We start from the raw sequence: 21,440 nt of genomic DNA, 5'->3' as shown, positions 1-21,440 counted from the left end.
TTCAATAAACGACTACCCGAATTCAATAAACGACCACCCGAATTCAATAAACGACCACCCGAATTCAATATATTTATTGCATAAATTCTCAAAACCTCACCTGAAACCTGATTTACTAAGGTTTTAGCTTTAGTTTTACCCCACTCAACCATCACTGCGATTAAGTAGGTAATCTTTGGAATTTAAGAAGAAATTCGGCTTGTGTGTACACGATAGCCTTTATAAAGGGAGGTTTAGGGTGAGGTAAAATCCCAGTTAATCAGTTATTTCAGACTTGTCTGTACACCGTAGCCGTATGTATTGGGTAGGGGTGCAATGACTGTGGATAATCATAACTAATTACCCGGACTTGATATGTATTATCTCTGCATAGATATGCTGAGATGAGCAAAAGTGTGCTGCAAAGTTAAGCGATCGCTCAAGCAAATTATGAGAAGAAGTTCCCCTAATCGGTTTCTAACTCTCGGAACTTATGTAGATATAAACAAATTAGTGGTATCAAAAACATTAATCCATGATTAAGAACTCTAACAATATAATAAGTTTTGATAATTTTTAGCTAATATTGATATTTTTTAAGTCCGCTTTGGGCAAAAGACCTTGTAAGTATCTAGATACTTAGGGAATTTGCACAGGGAAAGTTAGGGTGACATGAACAACAGAGCAAACCAAAGGCATGAAGCGCATCATGTAATAGAATATTTCTGTATATTCAACCGAATGTTGATTTTTGTTGCAGAGATGTTAATGTCACGCAGTCTTGTTGCTGGAGAGGTAATGCTGCGGCTGTTCCAAAATTTACAATGTCCCAGACTTTCCTGCCTAAAGCTTAGACACTCATCGGTGAAAACTCAAGCTATTCCTCTACCTGACAATGAAGCAGAAAGGCTCAAAGCGCTGGCGAACTACAACATTCTAGATACCCTACCCGAACAAGCATTTGATGACCTAACTGCGATCGCTGCCTACATTTGTAAGACTCCAATTGCTTTAATTAGCTTAATTGATAGCGATCGCCAATGGTTTAAATCTAAGGTTGGACTAAAAAGTAGCGAAACACCCAGAGATGGGTCTTTTTGCTCCCACGCCATTCTTCAACCAGAGGATATATTGGTGGTTCCCAACGCCATTAAAGACGATCGCTTTAATAACAATCCCTTAGTCAAAGGTAATCTCAAAATTCGTTTTTATGCTGGTGTCCCTCTAATTACGCCTGATGGTTTTCCAATTGGGACGTTGTGTGTTCTAGATACTATTCCTCATCACCTAAGTTATCAGCAGTTAGATGCACTGCGCCGCCTAAGTCGTCAGGCGATCGCTCAAATAGAACTCATTCAGGAAGTTCGCAACCGCAAACAAGCAGAGATCGAAGGAAGACAGTTATTGGTGACTGATGAACTAACAGGTTTGTATAACCGACGTGGTTTCTTCCTAATGGCTACACAGCAGTTGAAAATTGCTCACCGCATAAAAGTGTTTTGCTGGGTTATGTTCATTGATTTAGATGGACTAAAACAGATTAACGACACCCTCGGTCATGACATGGGAGATGCCTTGATTATTGATGCTGCTCGATTACTTAAGCAAACTTTTCGGAACTCAGATATTATTGCCCGCTTAGGTGGGGACGAGTTCATTGTTTTCATCTCTAGCTACTTTAAGGACGCTGATAGTATCCAAGCGCGTCTACAAACAAATATCATCAACTTTAATCAACAGCAAAACTGTAGGTATAAACTTTCGATGAGTATCGGCATAGAGCGTTACTCACCAGAAAGTAATATGTCACTAGAACAACTAATCGCCAAGTCTGACGAATTAATGTATGCTCAAAAGCGGCTCAAGCGGCAATCTCTTACATAGAATATCCCATTACACAACAGTCTTTAACTACGAATTACGAATTACGAATTACGAATTACGAATTACGAATTATTTTAATTTACCACCTGGCTGCCATGACTGCGGGGATCATCTTGATTCGCCGTTGGTGCTACTGGGGCTGAAAACTTAGAAACTTTACCGCTAGCTTGAGCATAAGGGAGAGGCGAAGCAGTAACCAAAGCTTCTAAATTGCTAGCCATAATCGTCCGGGGTTGATCGCCAATTGCTTGGGCGATGGTTTCCCCTTGCTGACTCAAAAATACAAAATGGGGAATTCCGTCTACCCGATATCTCAGCATTTCCGGCAGCCACTTGGTATTATCTACATTCAGCATGACAAAATTCATCTTGTCAGCATACTCTGTTTCTAGTTGAGTGATATCTGGTGCCATTTTTTGACAGACAGTACACCAATCTGCATAAAACTCTACTAGAGATGGTTTGCCGTTGCTGATTGCTACTTCTAAAGGTGTGGAAGTCTCGCTCAACTTGGCTAGAGTTGCCGAGGTTGTTTCAGTTCGCAATCCTAAAACGAGGGAAACACTAAGTGCGATCGCTACCATTACAATTAAGAAATTTCTCAGACGCTTCCCGAATGTGGCTTCGGGTTTTTCGGGAGAATTAACAGGTGAATCAGTACTCATAACAAAATTATTAATACTTATTAAGCCATTTCTTCTTTAGTTTAGCCGACTCCAGCCACTCTTTAATTTCTCCAGCTTTGGAAGCTTGAACTAGGAATTGGGCATGGGGCACAAAAGGCAGAGATGCGGAGGGGCAGAGCAAAAAGAAAGACTTACAGTTACTTCTCCCCTGCTCCCCTGCTCCTCGGTCACTGAGCGTAGCCGAAGTGAAATCCTGCTCCCCTATTTACTTAACTTCCAAAATCGCTCCAGTTTCCTTCAAATAAACCCGCGTAAATGGTTCATCTTCACCCAAAGTATAGTCTTCAATTAACCCTTTGCGACGAATAGAAATATCGTTGCCTTTTCTAATCACCACAGTCGAACTATCGAAAACATTCCGCACCAAAATCATCTCAGTTTCGGTAGGATTATCCAAAACTACAATATTACTATGCTGGTAAAATATGCCCTGTTCTTCGAGGATCTCTTCAGAATACTCAGCAATCAGCAAATCAAGTTTGGGATGACGCAGCAAAGTTTGGACATTACTGTTGTAATCTTTGCTTAATACTTTTTTCGAGCGATTCACAAAAACCCCATCACGACAAACAGCACCTATTGTCCAGTTGGGATGTTGCAAAAGGATATGGTCAATCGTCGCTTGCAGTTCTTCAACTGAGATTTTGTTGAAGGTAATAATTGGTATCCTGGCATCTGTACCCGACTCAAAAAAGGTTTCTAAAATATGAGAAGGCACATCAACACTTTCACCAACAGAAGGTTTAAGATGCATTAAAACGCCTGGTGCAGCATTGATTTCCAAGATGGCAAAGTTACTAGACTTCCAAGATTCTGCAAGACTTTTGGTAATGACATCAATTCCCAGACAAGTCAGTTGGAAATGTTGGGCAATATCTTGTGCCAAGATAATATTGTCATCATGAACTGTCGGGGTTGCATCGATACTCATACCTCCGGCTGAAAGATTGGCAACTTTACGCAGGTAGACAGTGCGTCCTTTCTCAATCACGCTGTCTAATGATAAACGCTGTTCGTCTAGGTAGAGTTCCATCGCTTCATCAATCTGAATTTTACTCATCGGCGAAGTTGGCGTATCTAAACGTGCAGGTTTGCGGTTTTCTTCGCGAATTAACTCTGCAAGCGTTAAATACCCATCACCTACAACCGATGCTGGACGGCGTTCTGTGGCGGCGACGAATCGACCATTGACACACAACAAACGAAAATCCGATCCTGTAATGCTTTTCTCAACAATTATTCGAGTTTGCTGATTTTCGGGAATCGCTGCCACTGAGCGATTATAAGCAGATATCAGTTCTTTTGAGTCTTGCACATCAGCCGTAACGCCAATTCCTTTGTGACCTACCACTGGCTTAACTGCCACTGGGTAGCCAATTTCTCTTGCTGCTGCCAAGGCTTCTTTTTCAGAAAAGACAATACTGCCTTCAGGCACTGGAAAACCTAAGGTTTTCAAAAATGCCTTACAATCATCCTTGCGGGTAGTAAACTCTGAATCTAGATGGCTATCACAGTTAAATGTTGTTGCTACCCCCCGCACATGTTTTTTTCCTAAGCCGTACTGCATCAATCCTTCTTCCCACAAATAAAAGGCGGGAATACCTTTCTCGTAGGCTGTTCGCAATAGGGCGTAAACTGTAGGACCACCGTAGACAGATGCGCGAAATCTATCTTGTAACTTCACCAGCTGTTCATCAAAGGCAAAATCTTCGTCTTGGGTAATGGCTTCAAACCAATCCCAAACAAAGTAAACTACCTCTCTAGATGTGCGTTCATGTAGTGATTGGACGCTAATTCGCGTGAGATTTGGATATGGCTTCACACTCCAGCGGTTAAGGTGTAAATCCATGTCCAATTTTCCGACTTCGGACACAACTTGGGCAAATAGATGGGCATAAGATTCGTAGGTTTGATCGCGAAAATTTGGATAGCGATCGCCAATCTTGGCAATATAATCTTCAATGGGTAAAGGTTCTCTAGAGTCAATTGGAGTAAAATCAAATACTAGCGCCCCTACATCTAAATAAGGGTTAGGGCCAAGGTAATGCTTGAAGTTGAAAATATCGAATACATCTGTTCTTCTAGCATTAATGCGGACTAATTCACTGCTTTTTTGTAGAACCATTGATTACGAACCTTCGGCTAAACACCCTGAAATTTTTTAATGCTGAATTCTGGTTACTCAGACTTATTGATTGTAGATTGGCTCATGTTAATTTTGGAGAGTGATGGCTTTGCCACTGAGCTAATCCGAACCCAACTTAACTCTATTACTAAGCATTTTTAACTATCTAAAGGCATAATTAAATCCCCAATCTTCTGCCAGGAATCAAGAACAGTCAATTCATCCTCATGAATAATCAAAGATATAACCTTTGAAAGGTGCAACACTTATCCAAAAATTGTATAAGTAAATATGAGGCATTAAAAAGACAGTATAAAAAGACAGCAAAGTATGAATAACACACAAGCTGCTCTAAGAGATGAAATTCGAGAACTAGCTGACGAAGCTTTTCACCAAAAGCTCATTTCTGGACATGGAGATGGCGCAGACGTGAATGAGTATCAAATCGTCTACCAAGGCAAACCCAGGCATCTCCCGCTAGAACAAGCACGTTTTTTCTTAACTAACTTGCTTTACAGAAGTCGGGTTCATTAGGACTTGTCATCATAGATATAAATCCCATCTAGCTAGAGTCAATAGCAATTACTCACATCACACAAGAAACTCCAATAGACCATTAGCAATATAGCAAAAAATGCCTTTAGAAGTATTTTCTAGAGGCAGTTGATGTTGTAGATTTTATTTAGTAACAGGAAAATTAGATAATGTTTCAGAAAAGTATTTTGGTCTAATTGCGATATCTAACGACAAGCTGCTTCTCTACGTTCGTGCAGCGTGTCGTAGACAGACGGTTTGCGTAACTTGCTTCCCCGTAGGGGTATGCGTCTACGCAAATGTTAACCCTACTTTTATCAAGTAATCTATCAAAGGGATGATTTGATACATTGAATTGTCATGTTTTAGTGAAATTTATTAACTCAAATCCAGGGGAGCATCATGGTAGAAAGTAATATCAAAAAGCAATTGGTAATTATTGGGGGAGCCGAAGATAAAGAGGGAGATTCTGTAATTTTGCGGGACTTTGTACGACGCGCTGGAGGTACAAAGGCGTATATTGTAATTATGACAGCAGCCACAGAACTACCAAGAGAAGTGGGAGAAAATTATATCAGAGTGTTTGAGCGCCTGGGAGCCGAAACTGTTCGCATCATTGATACAGAAACCCGTGAAGATGCATCTTCATCTACCGCACTGGAAGCTATTAGTAAAGCAACTGGGGTATTTTTTACAGGGGGAGATCAAGCTCGTATTACCAGTATCCTCAAGGACACCGAAATCGATGTGGCAATTCACCAGCGCTTTTCTGAAGGTGTAGTTATCGCAGGCACAAGTGCCGGAGCTGCTGTGATGCCAGACGTAATGATTGTGGAAGGCGACTCAGAAACACATCCTCGGATTGAAACTGTCGATATGGGCCCAGGTATGGGATTTTTACCAGGGGTAGTAATCGACCAGCATTTTTCCCAACGGGGACGCTTGGGACGTTTAATATCAGCTTTGGTACTACAGCCTGCTGTCTTGGGATTTGGTATTGACGAAAATACCGCTATGGTAGTGATAGATAACCAAATTGAAGTAATTGGTGAAGGTGCGGTTACGATTGTTGATGAATCAGAAGCTACATATAACAATGTGGACGAAATTTTGAAGGATGAGTCTTTGGCGATTTGTGGAGCAAAGCTTCATATTTTGCCACACGGCTTCAAATTTGACCTGAAAACTCGTCAGCCTATCCTAAATAATGGCTCTGTACCAAATGGCTCTCAATCACTTGCTTCAATTAACACTTAATTTTTAGCAAGTGTATTTAAACTGAAAGTTTTATTGAACAGAATTCAGGAGTCAGAATTCTGAATTCTGCATTCTTCATTCTTCTTCAACTAATTGCTGTAATACCCCCTGTCTGAACCTTTGATAGACAGGGGATATTAAAGCGGTTCAAAACCTGAATTTAAGCGAAATAAAGTCTGCGTAGTAGTTAAGTTTTTAACAATCTGGTATAGAAAAGAGTAATATTTAAAATAACCTAAAATAACCATCTTCACCAAAGTAAAGTAGAAAGAGTATCAAGGCGATTTCGTTAAACTATAAAAACTGTCAGAACGAATCTGAATGCCATTTCGCCAAACTTCAACTTTTTGTGGAGTGACTAAATAATAAAAACTCCCATTATCTGCTCGATATCTGTCTTTACCAATATTTAAAGCTACTATCTTTATAGGCTTGCTTGGGGCTTGCTTCAATTGCCCAATATAAAATAATTGACCATTTTCTTCACAGACTTTTACACGAGAGCTTATAGTCTCACCTTCAATAAGACTAATTCCATTACATTTCGTATCAGTACTTATAGGTACAAAATCTATAGGAATTGGCTGCTGTGAGGGTAAAACTTGATTTGCTACTGGGAGCGACGAAACTGGGCGGTTCTGGTTATCCACTTGCTGAATTTTAGAACCGGAGCCAACACTTGCAGTTACGGATGTCAACAAACGAAGGGGGTCAACTGCTATTCGACCATTTGGATGAACTTCAAAGTGCAGATGAGGTGCTGTACTATTGCCTGTAGATCCCATCTCGGCAATCATTTGACCTTGAATGACCTGTTGACCCTTGCTCACCAACAAACGGCGATTGTGGCCATAGATAGTAGTGCTGCCGTCGAGATGTTTAATAGTTATGGCATTTCCTAATCCCCAATTATCCCAACCTGCTTTGACAACTGTACCGGATGCAGCAGCAACAACAGGAGTTCCAGACGCTCCTGCAATATCAATTCCTTCATGTTGATATTTGCGGAAGCCCTGAGAAATAAACCCTTGAGTTGGCCAGATTAAGTTAGAAGTAGGGATAGGAGTTTGCCCAACTGGGGAATCGTCTGCCAATTGTGTTAAGGCAGATGTAGGTGTACTTAATACAGCGCTTAAGGATATTAACCCAACTAATCCATAAGTACGGTATCGATAAATTCTCGCTTTTTTCATAAGTTAGTAAGTCTATTAGAACAATAATTCAGACACTTTCTGATTATTTGTTGTTTCAAGCTTACTCAGAAAATATCAGGAAATCTTTAGTGACTGGAGTTTAGACTAAAGCAGAACTGAAAGGAGAAATCACCATGACCCTGACAATGACACCCACTATTACCGCCTTTGAACGGTCGCCTGATGGCGGTAAGGGACTGGCGCGTGATATGCGCGTTCGCTGGGCGCTTGAAGAAGTAGGCCAACCTTACAACGTTCGTCTTGTTTCGTTCAGTGAGATGAAGCAACCCGCGCACCGTGCGCTTCATCCTTTCGGGCAAATTCCAACCTATGAGGAAGGTGATCTCGTCCTGTTCGAGTCGGGGGCGATCGTGTTCCATATCGCGGAGCGTCATATAGGGCTGTTGCCAGACGATGCGAATAGTCGAGCGCGAGCGATCGCATGGATGTTTGCCGCACTTAATACGATGGAGCCGCCAATCGTTGATCGGGAAATCGCCACGTACTTAGAGCGTGATCAGACCTGGTACGAGCAGCGCCTGTGTGTCGTTGAAGGTCGCATCCGTAACCGGCTCTTAGAACTTTCCAGTCACCTTGGAGATGCCGACTGGCTCAATGGCGCATTCAGCGCAGGCGACCTGATGATGGTGGAAGTGCTGCTCAGATTGAAAGACTCGGGTATGGTGGACGACTATCCAAATCTTTCTACCTATGTCGCCCGTGGCGAAGCGCGGCCCGCCTTCAAGCGTGCTTTCGCCGCTCAATTAGCGGTTTTCACTCTTCAGCAACCGACTGAGGAATGAAAAGCCGTTAGGCAGTATTTTTAGATACTTTCTTGGGCTTGGTAAAGGCTTTTTAACAATGGGATAATGAGTTCGTGGCACTCTAGGTCTACCAGGAGTCCAACCAGGGGACTTTCCTCGCTTGTTTGGGGTCAGATGCAGGTGTTCCAATCCGAGACTTATTAAACCTGAAGAACCCCACCCCGTTAAAGCTACGCTTTGTCTTCCTGTCCTGCAAGCAACTTCTCGAATTAGGGTTAAAGTAGTTTATTTGTTCGTAGTGAAAAAATGCGTGAGTTAAACTTGCCTAACCCAGCCGATAAAACTAAACATTAGAGAAATTAGCCATTAAAAACGCGACTGCGCCACTTATTCAACCGAGCTTCCCCAATTGTGGCAGACCGCCGAGCATCAGCAATTTGCTCTTGCAAAGCTGCAATCTGTTTTTCTTGGGCGTCAGCTTGCTGTTGCAAAGATGTGTATTCACCTGTGCTAGTGGGCAAACTAGAAGACTGCCAACTACTACTAAATTTTGTTGTCCCAATGTTGGCAAATGGTCGTAAGTCTGCTAATTGTTCTTGCAAAGTTGCAATCTGGCTTTCTTGCTCTTGAATCTTTTGTCGCAAGCTTTCCTCGGCTGCTGTGGAAGCTGCAATAAAGGTATTAACTGGAGCAGCAGTTTCTGGCTTGGGCTTGAATATTTCAGCCAGCAATGCACTAATATCCGTGAGTTTCTGTCTACCGTAAGGAGCGTTGGTAATTAGCGATCGCACCAGTTGAGGTTCATTATTAGTTGCTAAGTTTTTATCACTGCTAGAGTTGCTCCGTAACAATTGTAACATATTGGTAAATTCCAATATCTTTTTGCCCGTTTGAGTTTTATAACCCCGGTAATATGGTACTATGTTCTCGCCAAAGGCATCTAGATACTCGTCGCTATCAAGATAAGAATCAATATCCGCTTCAAAACCTTTCTCATCTAGAATGTTGCTGTGATGTATCGTCTCGGAGTAGTCATCGGGAGCGCGTCCGAGTAGGTGCTTGAAGTTAAGTTCAATTGCTCGGTAACGGTAAACGTTATCAAAAAATCTGGAGCGATATAACTCTGATTTGGCAACTTGACGCACAAACTCACGCACATCGATTATACCTTGCTTGAGTTGGGATTCTGGAACTACGAGCCGCTCACTTTCCATGATGTAAGCATTACCCAACACTTGCCGATAAACTGCCCGAATTACAATTTCAATGTCATCAACTGAAGCAGTATTCCACAGTTCGATCGGTTCTGTTTGGGGCAATGCTTGATATTGGCGTCGTCTGGTTTCTTCGTCTAAGAAGGTCTGCATAGTTGGATTAGTGTGGGTAGAAGTGACTAATTTTGGAAACTAAGAATAAACCTGAAGGGCGTTGTATTAAGGGGATATTTGAGATGATTTGTCACAAAAAATATAAATCAAAGCACCTAACACACCCAATACGGTTTGGTTAAGGGGGAAAGGGTAAAAGGAAAAGGGTAAATTCAAACATACACCTCTTTACCCCTTACCTTTTCCCAAACCACAAGGAAGGTTAAGAATGCTTATCCCAACCTTATTGCTAAAACACCTCTCGATAACATGGTGCGTTAGGCTAAAGTCATAACACACCCTACTTAAGATTTACTAATTACTGGTTATTGATATTAATTTATCAACTTTTTGGGATTTTTTTAGTTACATTTTCTAACAAACTTAGACGGCTAATTACTAATAACTAACAGCTAATCACGATGAGAAATTAGCAATTAGACATTAACAATTAGCCGTCAACCCTCTTGGGGAGTATTTAAAATTCAAAACTTAATTTTGAATTGGAGTATAAACGCCTGTCAAAAGAATTTCTACAGGATAGTAACTCTCAAGCACGCTCATCAAATCTAGTGTAGAAACCACCGTATTTGATCCAGTATTGTTTCAAAGTATGATGAGGTGTATGTAAACTAGCTTTTGCCTGATATAAAATTACTTGGCGATGATCGCCCATCCAGATTTTATTAACTGGGTCAACGGATATTACTGTCCCTCCTAAAGATGCAACGCACTCAGAAAATCTCTCAATCGTTGTATATTCTAATGTCTCGAATATAAAAAAGTTACCCGAACATATCAAGTGGCGGCTGCGAATCCAGCAGCGCATCTTTTTTTCAGCCAGTGGAGGCAACATTTTGGTTTTAACAGATTCAAGCTGAATCAACATAATGCGCTCACCGCACGTAATTCATCAGCAAAACTTTCCCGTTTTTCAAATTGTAATGGGCCAGCAGTAGATCCCCATATTTGCTCGTGGGTTTCAATATCCATACCTTTATCTAGACTTATCCAAGTACGCTCAGTTATTTCTACTTCGCTGACAAGATATGTCTGGCATCCATTGCGTTTAATCAGACATTGATTGCCTGGTTCCACACTACCTCGAAACATTTCACCTTCTCGTTGGAAAACCATTGAACAGTGATAACGCCGTTCGATGCTTTCTGGAGTGATGGTTTTGAGGATATCTAATTCACGAGCTGCGCCTGCATAAAGCATCTGATCTTTCAAGCTGTAATTTTCGATATAAATGCGATCGCCCAAATCAACTAGTCGATGTACTCCTTGACGATAGGGTGTCCATAAATCGTGGTCATAAGCTTGTTCAGAATAGAAACCGATACCAGAAAAAAATTCAATCGGTAAAGGACGAAAATAAATGTGAATGTGGGCGTAAAGTTGCGGATTTGCAAAAGATTGCTTGTAGTTGCTAAAATCTCCTGCCATCCAACAGGCTAAGGTGAGCAAATCGCTAGCGTTGGTGCTAGATTCGCTGGGCGCTATCGTCACGTCGCTTCGCTCCAAATTCAAAATTCAAAACTTGTACTGAGCTTGTCGAAGTATTCACACATTACAATCCCCATAAATAAATTAGGAGCTTGTATCCTTATTATGTTTTAACCTGATATTTGCTAGTTGATTGAACTTGACAAAGAGCGAATCTCTGAAGAAAAGGAAGCTGTTGTCACGCCTTTCCCATCACTGGTTTTAATCGTCGCTACCCGAAATCGGAGATTTGGGTTAGCAAACCAAATTCGCTCCTCAGCAGCAGCAAGTTCATACTGTGTTAACAGGGTAAAAATACCATCATTGCTCAGATGATATTTAGCCACTGCTGGAATTGTTTCAGCGTACCCCTTGTCCCGCAGGAGTTTTCCTCTAGAAGGATTTTCGACATCGGGAATTGGTACTAGTACAGTACTGCCAGAGATTGGTTTATCGTCCCAATCTGACTCACCTTCCCAAGTCATCCGAAAAGGGTGGGTGATACTACTGGGTTCAGTGTCATACAATTGACAGATTGCTACCACTGCTGGATCGTTGGTGGATAGAGACTCAATGTCAATGTTAGATAATACCTCTTCAAAGTGGGCGAATGCTAAATGATGAGCGCTACGCTGCGATCGCCATCGTCCAATTGAAAGTTCAAAAAATTCAGTAATTTCCATTAGAAAAGCGATTTTAAAAAAGTAGCTTAAAATCCAAGAGATATCTTGGTAAAAAAGAAAGTTATTCTCCTAGTCTATATGTTAGCCTCCTTGACTACAACTGAATTTGGGAGTGCTGAGTGTCGAGTGCTGAGTGTCGAGTGCTGAGTGCTGAGTTAGGAGTTAGGAGTACAGACGCGATTAATCGCGTCTGTACAAGAGTTAGAAGTTAGGAGTTTTCTTTTGTCCGCTTGTCTCCTTGTCCCTACTCCCTTACTTAGACAAATCTAAGCAACTTCAGTGATACTGATAATTTTGCCGCCTGTGCGATGAATGTTTTGCACTTGTCCAGACAGTTGGTTGTAGTTAACTACGTATTCCAGATTGCCCAGACGAGTACGGAGATTACCTGCACCTTTGACAGCTTTAATCAAAAAGCGTTTGTCGGTGCTGCTGACACTAGAACCAGCCGCGGGAGCTTTGATGGATGTGGGTAAATTGGAACCGATATCACCAATCAGTTTGGCTTTGCGATCGCTATCGCTGCTAGCGAATCCTCTGACTAAGCTAAAGGTGCGGTTAAAGGTAACATTCTTAATTCCGACTTGGGAGCTGGTGCTGCGAACATAGGGAACAATATTCTCGCCAAAATTCTGCTGATATTCGTTGCTATCGATATAGGATTCGATCTCAGCATCATAACCCTGTTCGTTATAGATACGCACGTGTTCGGAAATTTCTGCTTGATCGGCAGGAGGACGCCCTAGCAGGTGTTTGAAGTTCAGTTCAATGAACCGATACTGAGAAGAAGAGTTGAAAAACAGGGATTGATAAAGTTCTGATTTTGCAACTATGTTGACGAATTCGCGGACGCTGATTTTGCGATCGCGCAATTGCGATTCAGCAGTCGCTAGTCGCTCACTTGACAACAAGTGAGCATTACCCAAAACCTGTTTGTAAACTGCCCGAATCAGTGTTTGTAATTCACTTTCGCTGGTGTTCGGACGGAGTTCAACAGTAGGTGAATCAATAGCCCAAAGTGACATTGAAGTATCTCCTGAAAAACGCTAATTAAATTAAATTTCCGAGCATCCTACCCCTTGTAAAGGTAGAATTTCCCATCAGTTGTCAGTTATTTTTGCTACTGACTAGCTTTTGTAAAACTTTAGTTTGTGAAAGTGTGTTAAATGTCTTCGTATATCACAACTGACGGCGGAATTGGTCAAACCCCAGATTAGCGATCGCTTTGGCTAACTGTTGCTCAATCAGGATTTACGCAAAAAATAGCCGAAAATCATTCTTTTCAGGTAAGGGCAATTTTATGTAGACGCATACTTCCAGGTGGAAGCTAGCTACGCGGAGTGTCTCGCTCAGAAGCGACTTTCCGCAAGGTATTGCCCTTGAACGCGTTTAGTTTTGCGTAAATCCCAGAACGAGTAACACTAGGGATTGAAAGATTAGAGACTGAGTACAGCGGAATTATTTCCCAATTGCTAATCACTAAATCCCCAATTTCTATTCTTTAGTTGACAGGGGTAATACTGGCGATCGCACCGCCCTGCTTGTGAATCCGCTGATACTCTTGTGAAAGCTTATTGTATGGCACGAAAAAGACTTGGTTACTGCGGCGAAACTTGGAAATGCTATTTACCACATTTGCCTTGTAACCAGTGACTTCAATCCGGTATACCTTACCATCATCACCAGATCCCACACCTTGACGAGTGCGAGGAGTAGATGTTGGGTTGCGAAATGCAGCACCCTTGCTGGCTGGTGAAACCACAGGGGTAGGCGTGTTTTGAATTAGCAGACTGTTTAATTTTGGTTGTTTGCCAGCTAAGTCACCTTTCAAGCTGCTGCTAGAGGAACCACGTACCAGTTGGAACAAGTGGGTAAATTGAACCAAACCCTGGATAGCTTCGGTTTTGTAGCCTCGAATATAAGGCACAATGTTTTCCCCAAAAGTTTCTTGGTATTCGTCGCTGTCTAGATAAGAATCAATCTCACCCTCAAAGCCTTTTGTATCCAGAATAGTGCTGTGTATACGCGTTTCTTCTAGATCCAATGGCGCACGGCCAAGGAAATGTCTGAAATTTAATTCAATCGCCCGATAGCGAGGGGTGCTATCAAAAAACCGCGAACGGTAAAGTTCCGACTTCCCGACTTGACGCACAAACCCGCGAACACTAATTTCACCCCGTTTGAGTTGGGATTCAGCAACGGAAAGTCTCTCACTGTCCATTACATAAGCATTTCCTAGAACTTGCTTGTAGACAGCTCTAATTACGGTTTCAACTTCCTCATTAGAGCGACTTGGCCACAGATCAATGGGATCGGTGTCTTCAAACAGAGCGACCCCTAATCGTGATGCTGGTCCAAAAGTCATTCAAACTATCTCCCAGTTAACAACTAAATTTTATGAGAAGGATATTCAGCAGATGTTAAAAAACTTTACATCATAGTGACAAAGTAGGGGACATAGAGACTTTAAATCCTTATTAGTCGTGATGATTTTAAGTTTTTGCATCGTTTGCCTTTACACATTGTGATACGATGCCGAAACCATATTTATTAAAATTTATTAAGTTAGATAATACTTTAGAAAAAATTTAGCTTTTTTTAGTATTTGATTTGCAATTGGGATGCAAATGATGGTGTTGTGCCATTCCCTTGAGCCAAAGTATTAATAATGCTGATTCACCCAAGTTTATCTCAATAACTGGGCATGAATAAATTCAACTATATTACGCAATGTAAAATTAATTAAGATTGTCTTTTAGCAAGAGTTTCAACCCTGAATAGCAACCTTTAATTATTCATGCCCAGTTAATTTATCGAATTTGGAAAGTAGCCAATTGACTGATTAAATGGTCAAAATAGGGAGCAAGAATTTGCTGGCGCTCGGCTTGGCAGCGTTTCAAACTCGCAGTCTTGATGCTTTTTAAGCCTAAAATCATTGCATCCAATGGAACTTGTAATTCCTGATAGAGCAAATTCATATAATGCAGCCCTGTGGGGCTTGTATATTTAGTGTGGCCACCTGCTATGCCATAGGTAATACAGCGAAGAAAATGCCAAAAATCTCGCCAGCAAGCTTGGGCACGTTCAGGTGGATAAAGACTGCCTCCAGGCTGGATAATTTCGGGATAAGTTGCCAACACTTGTTCTCTAGATTCATCAACGATTTCGGCGGCGCGATCGCGTAACAATTGAGCAACAGGAATCAACTCAGAATTATCGGGTGACAAGGTTTTAATCTGCAATAAATCTTCATCGCTTAAGTAGCGAAAAGCATCATCCGCAGCTTGAAATATAGCGATCGCTGCTTTTGGATGAGACTGTTCCCACTCAGTAAAGCTGACAATTCTAGCTTTAGCGATTAATTCTTTAACGGTTTCGCTTAATTGAGTCATTGATTTAGGGGATAGGGCATGGGGAATGGGGCATTGGGGTGGGGAGCAGGGGAGCAGAGGAGCAAGGGAGCAGGGGAGAAGTTGCAGTAAGTTTTACCCCTCTGTTTCTCTGCCCCTTTGCATCTCTGCCTTTTGTACCCAATGCCCTATGCCCATGATTCAATCTTCTTAGAATGCGATCGCCATTTGGTGACATCTGTAAAATAAAGTAAAGAATAGCTGTACCAAATGCACTTATGGAAATCCATAAAATCCAAGCTGAATTGAAGAACCCAGATTTTCATCATCGTTTGAAGGCGATCGCTGCTCTCAATGATTATGAATCAGAAGTTGCAGTTCCTCTGCTCACAAGTAAACTTCGTGACTCAGAATTTCTAGTGCGTTCTTTTGTGGCTAGGGGTTTGGGTAATCAACAATCAGCGGAATCTTTTGCAGCTTTGATGCAAATTATGAAATTTGATGATACTCCCAACGTGCGGGCGGAGGCGGCAAATTCTTTATCGCTATTTGGCAGAGTCGCAGTTTCTCATCTAGTTTTGGCATATTATCAGGATGACCACTGGCTAGTTAGACGGAGCATTTTGGCTGCGATCGCTGAAATGGATTGCCCTGAAGAACTATTTGATATATGCGTTCAGGGTTTAAAAGATGAAGATTTCACTGTTCAGGAATCTTCTGTTGATGCACTTGGCTTACTGGCTTATTCTAGTCAACATGCTGCCGCATTATCCCAAATACTAACGTTGGTGAATGATGAATCTTGGCGGATGCGCGTGCGAGTTAGCTATGCTCTGAAACGATTTGATGAACCGGAAGCCAAAGCAGCCCTGAATCAACTCAGACAGGATGAAGATCACCGAGTTGTCGGCGCCGCTTTAGAAGACCTGTTGCCACAATAGCAGTGTGGGTTTGTCTGCAATGCAATATTGTGAGAAAACTTATTAGATAAATAGTAAATATTTCATTTTACCTTAAATTTGACCAAAATATCCGGTTAATCTGCCAAAATCTGGAATAAAAGATCAACTTTTTCGAGATGAGGAGGCATTTGTGACTGATATACAAACTGGTCAAATGACTTGGCGATTACCAGGTTCCTCAGAATGTGCCTTACATTTGCGGCATAATGCTTCGGAACCTTGGCGATCGTATAAAGAATTTCCCCAATATGTTCTACCCGATCCACCCGGTTTTTCCGAAGGATACGCGACATTTTTAGCACTTCTAAAAAAGAACTGGCAATCATTATGAAGAGTGCAGAGTTAAAAGTGATGAGTGCCTATAAATTACTTTTTAATTCCTACTCACAACTCAGCACTCGTTACTCAGCACTGTATTGGTCAAGCATTCAAACTTTCACGAGTTGTTGTGCGGGTATAGGCGTTCCAAACATCGAGTTCTGAATGTGGACGACTGGAAAGCATGGCTTTAGTTGCTTCTGTGAGTCCTTGAGCAAGAGTAAAATCTGCCCCAGCAATACTTTGAAGATGCTCCATCTCTGCATCACTGAGATCGGTTGCTCGCAGGTCTGTATCCCGCAAATCGGCTCCTGTCAATCGAGCATTCCGTAAGCAAGCCCCTGTCAAATAAGCTTTTGTCAAATCGGCACCACTCAAAGAAGCACCTTGCAAATTGGCTCCTGTCAAATCAGCGCCACTCAGGTAGGCTCCACGCAGATTAGTACCTTGTAAATCTGCATTTCGTAAAGAAGCTGTATTCAGAAAAGCACCATTAAGATTAGCGCCCGGCCCTACCGCTCCCGAAGTTTTGTAGTTATATTCTTCGGGCCATTTCGTTTGTGAATCATAACGTGCTACTTGGAGTTTGGCTCCCTCCAAATTTGCGCCACTGAGATTTGCTTGTTGGAGGTCAGCACGGTTTAAATAGGCTCCCTGCAAATTAGCCCCACTCAAATCGGCTCCTTGCAGATTAGCGCCTCGCAAATCTGCCCCACTCAAATCGAGATTACTTAATACCACCTTGCTCAGGTCGGCTCCTAATAGCTTGGCTTTACTCAAGTTAGCTTGTCGGAAATCGATTTCCTTTAGATTGAATTGGTACAAATCTATCGAATCCACAGGGATTCCGGCTTTCAGGGCTGTTAAAATTTCTGGAGTTGGACTAAGGCGTTCGGCAAAGCCGTTGCCGTAGGCATCGCTAGTAATAAGTTGAATTTCACTATTTGTCATCAGCTGATTAAAATATCACTTTTGGAGTTATTCTACACTTTAGCTAAATCGGGACTTCATCTCATCACTCAGTATTAATAACGCCAAAATTTGATAAAACGAGGTTTCAAAACAGATGCATATAATACCGCCTTTGACAATGATCGACTTCTTCCGTAAAAGTGAAGGTACATGGTTTACAGAACGTGCCGTTCATCATTTTGACTCGGCGGCCGATGAGTCGGGGGAGTCAAATTTGATTATAAAAGTCATGGAAAAGGACGATCCAAAAGTCCAAGAAGTTTGTAAAGCCCAAGGGATAGATCCTAGTAAAGCAACAAGCGGTGCTAGCTTTGCATGGCAAGCTAACCTAGATACCAGGCTACCAAATACCGATAATGCTGCGATTTTGGTTGATGTTCCCGACGAAACGAGGCGTTCTGGAAAACTGATTCGCAACCAAGGCTATGTTGAGAGTATTCCAGTTGTGAGCCGATATCGGTTTGCTGATGATGGAGTGCTGACGATTGATACTGACTATGACAACAATCAAGGTCAGGAACGTTGTTGGTTTGTTACGGATGATTTTCGTGTCAGAGTCAGTACAGTACGAATGATGAACGGAATCAACTTGATGACTTATTGTTCCGAGCGTCGCTGTGTTTCCCAAGAAGTCTTAGAGCAAATGATTAGTCGCAATCATGCTAGGCGTTAGTGCGGAGCAGGGGAGCAGGGGAGCAGGGGAGCAGTTGTAGTAAGTTTTTCCCCTCTGCCCCTTTGCCTCTTTCCCATACCCAATTCCCCATTAAGGAATGTTGCTTTGTTTCTCATAAATGAGACGTGCATGATTGCCATAACTTATTTTCATGCAAGGGTTAACAAATCATGCTCCATGTATAAACCTTTCCTGGAATTTTTAGAAAAAGAGCTATTTCAGCGGTTTGATTTACAAAGTAGGGTCATTCCCCCTGGTTTGGAATTCAAAGTTAGCGATCGCGGCAGAAACCCAGCAACTATTCGCAGTTGGTGTTACCAATCTCAAGAGTTGCGGAAAATTCGCTATACCTACATTGATGCCGGGGAAAGCGCTCAAATTTTTAACAGCGTGATTTATCCCAGTCATCACTACGATTTACCTCTGTTAGGGATTGATTTTTTATCCTTTGGGAAAGTCAAAAACCTGATTGTGCTTGATTTCCAGCCTTTGTTTCAGGATGAAGATTATCAAAAAAAATATATAGTTCCGCTGAAATCTCTGCATGATAAATACCCGGATTTGGCGCAAAACTTAGAAATGAAGTTTTACGATGCCAACCAGTATTTTTCTAAATACCTATTGTTTGCCAAAACCGACCCGGAAACAGTGGCAACACGAGTTTTTGAAGCTTTTCAGGATTATTTAAACTTGTATTGGCAAATGTTAGCAGATGCCAAACCGCTCCAAGACCCTGAAGATATCCAGCGGATTGTCAAAGCCCAAAAAGACTATGACCAATATAGTGCAGACCGTGATCCCGCATCTGGTTTGTTTAGCAGTTACTTTGGTCATGAATGGGCAGAACGCTTTCTCCATGAATTCTTATTTGAAGATGCTGTTCCCCTAGCAGTCGGTGCCGGCAAAAGATGACCGAAGTGACGCTTTATCAACCATTTCTCGATTATGCGATCGCCTATATGCGATCGCGTTTGGATTTACAGCCCTATCCTATCCCCACTGGATTTGAGTCCAAGAGTGCTGTTGTGGGCAAGGGAAAGAATCAGGAAGAGGTTGTCACCACCAGTTATGCCTTTCAAACTTCAAAATTGCGGCAAATTCGGGCAGCTCACGTACAGGGTGGCAATTCGCTGCAAGTATTGAATTTTGTGATTTTTCCTCGCCTCAACTACGATTTGCCCTTTTTTGGGGCAGATTTAGTGACATTGCCAGGAGGACATCTAATTGCTTTGGATATGCAGCCCCTATTTCGGGATGATTCAGCATATCAGGCGAAATATACCGAACCAATTTTGCCCATTTTCCACGCCCACCAGCAACATTTGTCTTGGGGAGGAGATTTTCCCGAAGAAGCACAGCCATTTTTCTCTCCCGCTTTTCTGTGGACTCGTCCTCAAGAAACGTCTGTAGTAGAAACTCAGGTGTTTGCCGCTTTCAAAGACTATTTGAAAGCTTATCTCGATTTCGTAGAACAGGCAGAACCTGTAACAGATTCACAAAATTTAGTAGCCATTGAGCAAGCCCAACTACGATACCTGCGATATCGGGCTGAAAAAGACCCAGCGCGAGGAATGTTTAAACGCTTCTATGGTGCCGAATGGACTGAGGAGTATATCCACGGCTTTTTATTTGACCTAGAGAGAAAATTAACAACTATATAATTAGAGGCTCTTTGACTGCACTCAGTGCTGAGTACCTCGTTACTGAAGACTCATCCAAGTCACGTTAAACTAGGAAAATAATCTCAGTTATACCAATTCAAAAAATTTTTGCGACATGATCCGCTGACGCGCACCTTTCCCGATGCCTTGGAACGGATTGGGGAGGAATGTTATCTATATGTTATGTGTTGCATTCGTTTTCAAATTGGTATTAGCTGTACTTAAACTAGTTTGGCTTCATAATGGTTTCCACCTTTCCCAATCCCTCTTCTGTTGATCTATCTCGCATCCGACTTTCGATCCGCTCATTGCAACCGCAATTAGTAGAGTGGCGGCGACGATTGCATCAACAACCAGAGTTGGGTTTTCAAGAAAAACTGACTGCTGAGTTTGTATCAAAAAAGCTGCAAGAATGGGGAATTGAGCATCAAACTGGCATTGCCCACACTGGCATTGTTGCCACCATCAAAGGCAACAAACTTCCTGACTCCCATTCGGCTACGCTCACGGCAAGCCGACTTCCGACTCCGCAAGTTTTAGCGATTCGTGCGGATATGGATGCTTTGCCAATCCAAGAACTCAACGAAGTGCCGTACAAATCGCAGCATGATGGAGTGATGCACGCTTGTGGACATGATGGACATACAGCGATCGCTTTAGGTACAGCTTATTATCTCCAGCAGCATCGCCAAGACTTCTCTGGTGTTGTAAAAATTATCTTTCAGCCAGCGGAAGAATCACCAGGAGGCGCAAAACCAATGATTGAAGCTGGAGTTTTGAAAAATCCTGATGTTGAAGCGATTATTGGTTTGCACTTATGGAATAATTTGCCTTTAGGAACAGTGGGTGTGCGTGCTGGTGCATTGATGGCAGCTGTGGAATGCTTTAACTGCACAATTTTGGGTAAAGGTGGACATGGCGCACTACCTCATCAAACTGTTGACTCCGTTGTTGTTGCTGCTCAAATCGTCAATGCTTTGCAAACCATTGTCGCTCGGAATGTTAATCCCATTGATTCAGCAGTAGTGACAGTGGGAGAACTTCACGCTGGAACCAAACGCAATGTAATTGCTGATACAGCGAGAATGAGTGCTACTGTCAGGTATTTTAATCCTAGTTTGAAAGGCTTTTTTAACCAGCGCGTCGAGCAGATTATTGCTGGAATTTGTCAGAGTCATGGTGCAAATTATGACTTAGAATATTGGTCACTTTATCCACCAGTAATTAATGATATTAAAATAGCAGAACTAGTGCGATCTGTAGCAGAAGAAGTGGTAGAAACTCCTGTGGGTATTGTGCCAGAATGCCAAACTATGGCTGCTGAGGATATGTCATTCTTCTTAGAAGAGGTTCCTGGTTGTTATTTCTTTCTCGGTTCTGCTAATCCCGCGAAAGACTTAGCATATCCTCATCATCATCCCCGGTTTGATTTTGACGAAACCGCCTTGGCAATGGGTGTGGAAATATTTGTTAGATGCGTGGAAAAGTACTTTGTTTCATCTCATTAGTCATTAGTCATTAGTCATTAGTCCGTTGTAGTCACA

At 42.1% G+C, this 21,440-nt stretch carries 21 protein-coding genes; 10 read left to right on the top strand and 11 right to left on the bottom strand.

Annotated features, from left to right (window positions below):
- Positions 1 to 747: 747 nt before the first annotated feature.
- Positions 748 to 1,863, top strand: a complete 1,116-nt coding sequence (locus RMY16_RS15060; protein ID WP_322737021.1) for a sensor domain-containing diguanylate cyclase — start codon at positions 748 to 750, stop codon at positions 1,861 to 1,863.
- 74 nt (positions 1,864 to 1,937) lie between these two features.
- On the opposite strand, the gene RMY16_RS15055 is transcribed toward RMY16_RS15060, so the two are convergent.
- Positions 1,938 to 2,528, bottom strand: a complete 591-nt coding sequence (locus RMY16_RS15055) for a thioredoxin family protein (protein ID WP_322737020.1) — start codon at positions 2,526 to 2,528, stop codon at positions 1,938 to 1,940.
- Positions 2,529 to 2,754: 226 nt separating this feature from the next.
- Positions 2,755 to 4,674 (bottom strand): acetate--CoA ligase family protein, encoded by a 1,920-nt coding sequence (locus RMY16_RS15050; protein ID WP_322737019.1) that lies wholly within the window; start codon positions 4,672 to 4,674, stop codon positions 2,755 to 2,757.
- Between the two features lie 330 nt (positions 4,675 to 5,004).
- Here RMY16_RS15050 and RMY16_RS15045 point away from each other — a divergent pair, with 330 nt between their 5' ends.
- Entirely contained in the window at positions 5,005 to 5,208 is a 204-nt protein-coding gene (locus tag RMY16_RS15045; RefSeq protein WP_322666665.1) for a hypothetical protein, read from the top strand.
- Positions 5,209 to 5,610: 402 nt separating this feature from the next.
- Positions 5,611 to 6,465 (top strand): cyanophycinase, encoded by an 855-nt coding sequence (locus RMY16_RS15040; RefSeq protein WP_322737018.1) that lies wholly within the window; start codon positions 5,611 to 5,613, stop codon positions 6,463 to 6,465.
- A 275-nt stretch (positions 6,466 to 6,740) separates the two neighbouring features.
- On the opposite strand, the gene RMY16_RS15035 is transcribed toward RMY16_RS15040, so the two are convergent.
- Positions 6,741 to 7,658, bottom strand: coding sequence for a M23 family metallopeptidase (locus RMY16_RS15035; RefSeq protein ID WP_322737017.1), 918 nt, complete (start codon positions 7,656 to 7,658; stop codon positions 6,741 to 6,743).
- 134 nt (positions 7,659 to 7,792) lie between these two features.
- Between RMY16_RS15035 and RMY16_RS15030 the strand changes: the two genes are divergently transcribed.
- Positions 7,793 to 8,461, top strand: coding sequence for a glutathione S-transferase family protein (locus RMY16_RS15030; RefSeq protein ID WP_322737016.1), 669 nt, complete (start codon positions 7,793 to 7,795; stop codon positions 8,459 to 8,461).
- 320 nt (positions 8,462 to 8,781) lie between these two features.
- Here RMY16_RS15030 and RMY16_RS15025 read toward each other — a convergent pair whose 3' ends face one another.
- The 7 genes from RMY16_RS15025 to RMY16_RS14995 all read right to left on the bottom strand — a co-directional run bounded on the left by RMY16_RS15025 (position 8,782) and on the right by RMY16_RS14995 (position 15,352).
- Positions 8,782 to 9,789 carry a phycobilisome rod-core linker polypeptide gene (locus tag RMY16_RS15025; protein ID WP_322737015.1) on the bottom strand — a complete coding sequence of 336 codons (1,008 nt, stop codon included), beginning with the start codon at positions 9,787 to 9,789 and terminating at the stop codon, positions 8,782 to 8,784.
- Between the two features lie 550 nt (positions 9,790 to 10,339).
- Positions 10,340 to 10,678: a CpeR family transcriptional regulator gene (locus RMY16_RS15020; protein WP_099102916.1), complete on the bottom strand. Its 339-nt coding sequence runs from the start codon at positions 10,676 to 10,678 to the stop codon at positions 10,340 to 10,342.
- Complete coding sequence (locus RMY16_RS15015; protein WP_322682891.1) at positions 10,672 to 11,301, bottom strand: chromophore lyase CpcT/CpeT; 630 nt, start codon at positions 11,299 to 11,301, stop codon at positions 10,672 to 10,674. Before RMY16_RS15015 ends, RMY16_RS15020 begins: the two co-directional genes overlap by 7 nt.
- Before the next feature lie 122 nt (positions 11,302 to 11,423).
- A complete protein-coding gene (locus RMY16_RS15010) occupies positions 11,424 to 11,960 on the bottom strand; it encodes a phycobiliprotein lyase (RefSeq protein WP_322737014.1) in 537 nt (178 codons plus the stop codon).
- A 266-nt stretch (positions 11,961 to 12,226) separates the two neighbouring features.
- Positions 12,227 to 12,985 carry a phycobilisome rod-core linker polypeptide gene (locus tag RMY16_RS15005; RefSeq protein WP_322666651.1) on the bottom strand — a complete coding sequence of 253 codons (759 nt, stop codon included), beginning with the start codon at positions 12,983 to 12,985 and terminating at the stop codon, positions 12,227 to 12,229.
- Positions 12,986 to 13,461: 476 nt separating this feature from the next.
- Entirely contained in the window at positions 13,462 to 14,325 is an 864-nt protein-coding gene (locus RMY16_RS15000) for a phycobilisome linker polypeptide (protein ID WP_322737012.1), read from the bottom strand.
- A 445-nt stretch (positions 14,326 to 14,770) separates the two neighbouring features.
- Positions 14,771 to 15,352, bottom strand: coding sequence for a phycobilisome protein (locus tag RMY16_RS14995; protein ID WP_322737011.1), 582 nt, complete (start codon positions 15,350 to 15,352; stop codon positions 14,771 to 14,773).
- A 236-nt stretch (positions 15,353 to 15,588) separates the two neighbouring features.
- On the opposite strand from RMY16_RS14995, the gene RMY16_RS14990 reads away from it, so the two are divergent.
- Both RMY16_RS14990 and RMY16_RS14985 read left to right on the top strand, forming a co-directional pair.
- Positions 15,589 to 16,251 carry a HEAT repeat domain-containing protein gene (locus RMY16_RS14990; RefSeq protein WP_322737010.1) on the top strand — a complete coding sequence of 221 codons (663 nt, stop codon included), beginning with the start codon at positions 15,589 to 15,591 and terminating at the stop codon, positions 16,249 to 16,251.
- A gap of 151 nt (positions 16,252 to 16,402) precedes the next feature.
- Positions 16,403 to 16,603 carry a hypothetical protein gene (locus RMY16_RS14985; RefSeq protein ID WP_292753803.1) on the top strand — a complete coding sequence of 67 codons (201 nt, stop codon included), beginning with the start codon at positions 16,403 to 16,405 and terminating at the stop codon, positions 16,601 to 16,603.
- A gap of 89 nt (positions 16,604 to 16,692) precedes the next feature.
- Here RMY16_RS14985 and RMY16_RS14980 read toward each other — a convergent pair whose 3' ends face one another.
- Entirely contained in the window at positions 16,693 to 17,541 is an 849-nt protein-coding gene (locus RMY16_RS14980) for a pentapeptide repeat-containing protein (protein WP_322737009.1), read from the bottom strand.
- 115 nt (positions 17,542 to 17,656) lie between these two features.
- Between RMY16_RS14980 and RMY16_RS14975 the strand changes: the two genes are divergently transcribed.
- From RMY16_RS14975 to RMY16_RS14960, 4 genes are all read left to right on the top strand, one after another.
- Complete coding sequence (locus tag RMY16_RS14975) at positions 17,657 to 18,235, top strand: phycobiliprotein lyase (protein WP_322737008.1); 579 nt, start codon at positions 17,657 to 17,659, stop codon at positions 18,233 to 18,235.
- Positions 18,236 to 18,412: 177 nt separating this feature from the next.
- Positions 18,413 to 19,147, top strand: a complete 735-nt coding sequence (locus RMY16_RS14970) for a 15,16-dihydrobiliverdin:ferredoxin oxidoreductase (protein ID WP_194042363.1) — start codon at positions 18,413 to 18,415, stop codon at positions 19,145 to 19,147.
- A 5-nt stretch (positions 19,148 to 19,152) separates the two neighbouring features.
- Positions 19,153 to 19,896 (top strand): phycoerythrobilin:ferredoxin oxidoreductase, encoded by a 744-nt coding sequence (locus RMY16_RS14965; RefSeq protein WP_322666679.1) that lies wholly within the window; start codon positions 19,153 to 19,155, stop codon positions 19,894 to 19,896.
- 242 nt (positions 19,897 to 20,138) lie between these two features.
- Entirely contained in the window at positions 20,139 to 21,404 is a 1,266-nt protein-coding gene (locus RMY16_RS14960) for a M20 family metallopeptidase (protein ID WP_322737007.1), read from the top strand.
- Positions 21,405 to 21,440 lie beyond the last annotated feature (36 nt).

Source organism: Nostoc sp. DedQUE12b (assembly GCF_034530835.1).
Lineage (GTDB): Bacteria > Cyanobacteriota > Cyanobacteriia > Cyanobacteriales > Nostocaceae > Nostoc.
This window is presented reverse-complemented; position numbering and strand designations above follow the sequence as displayed.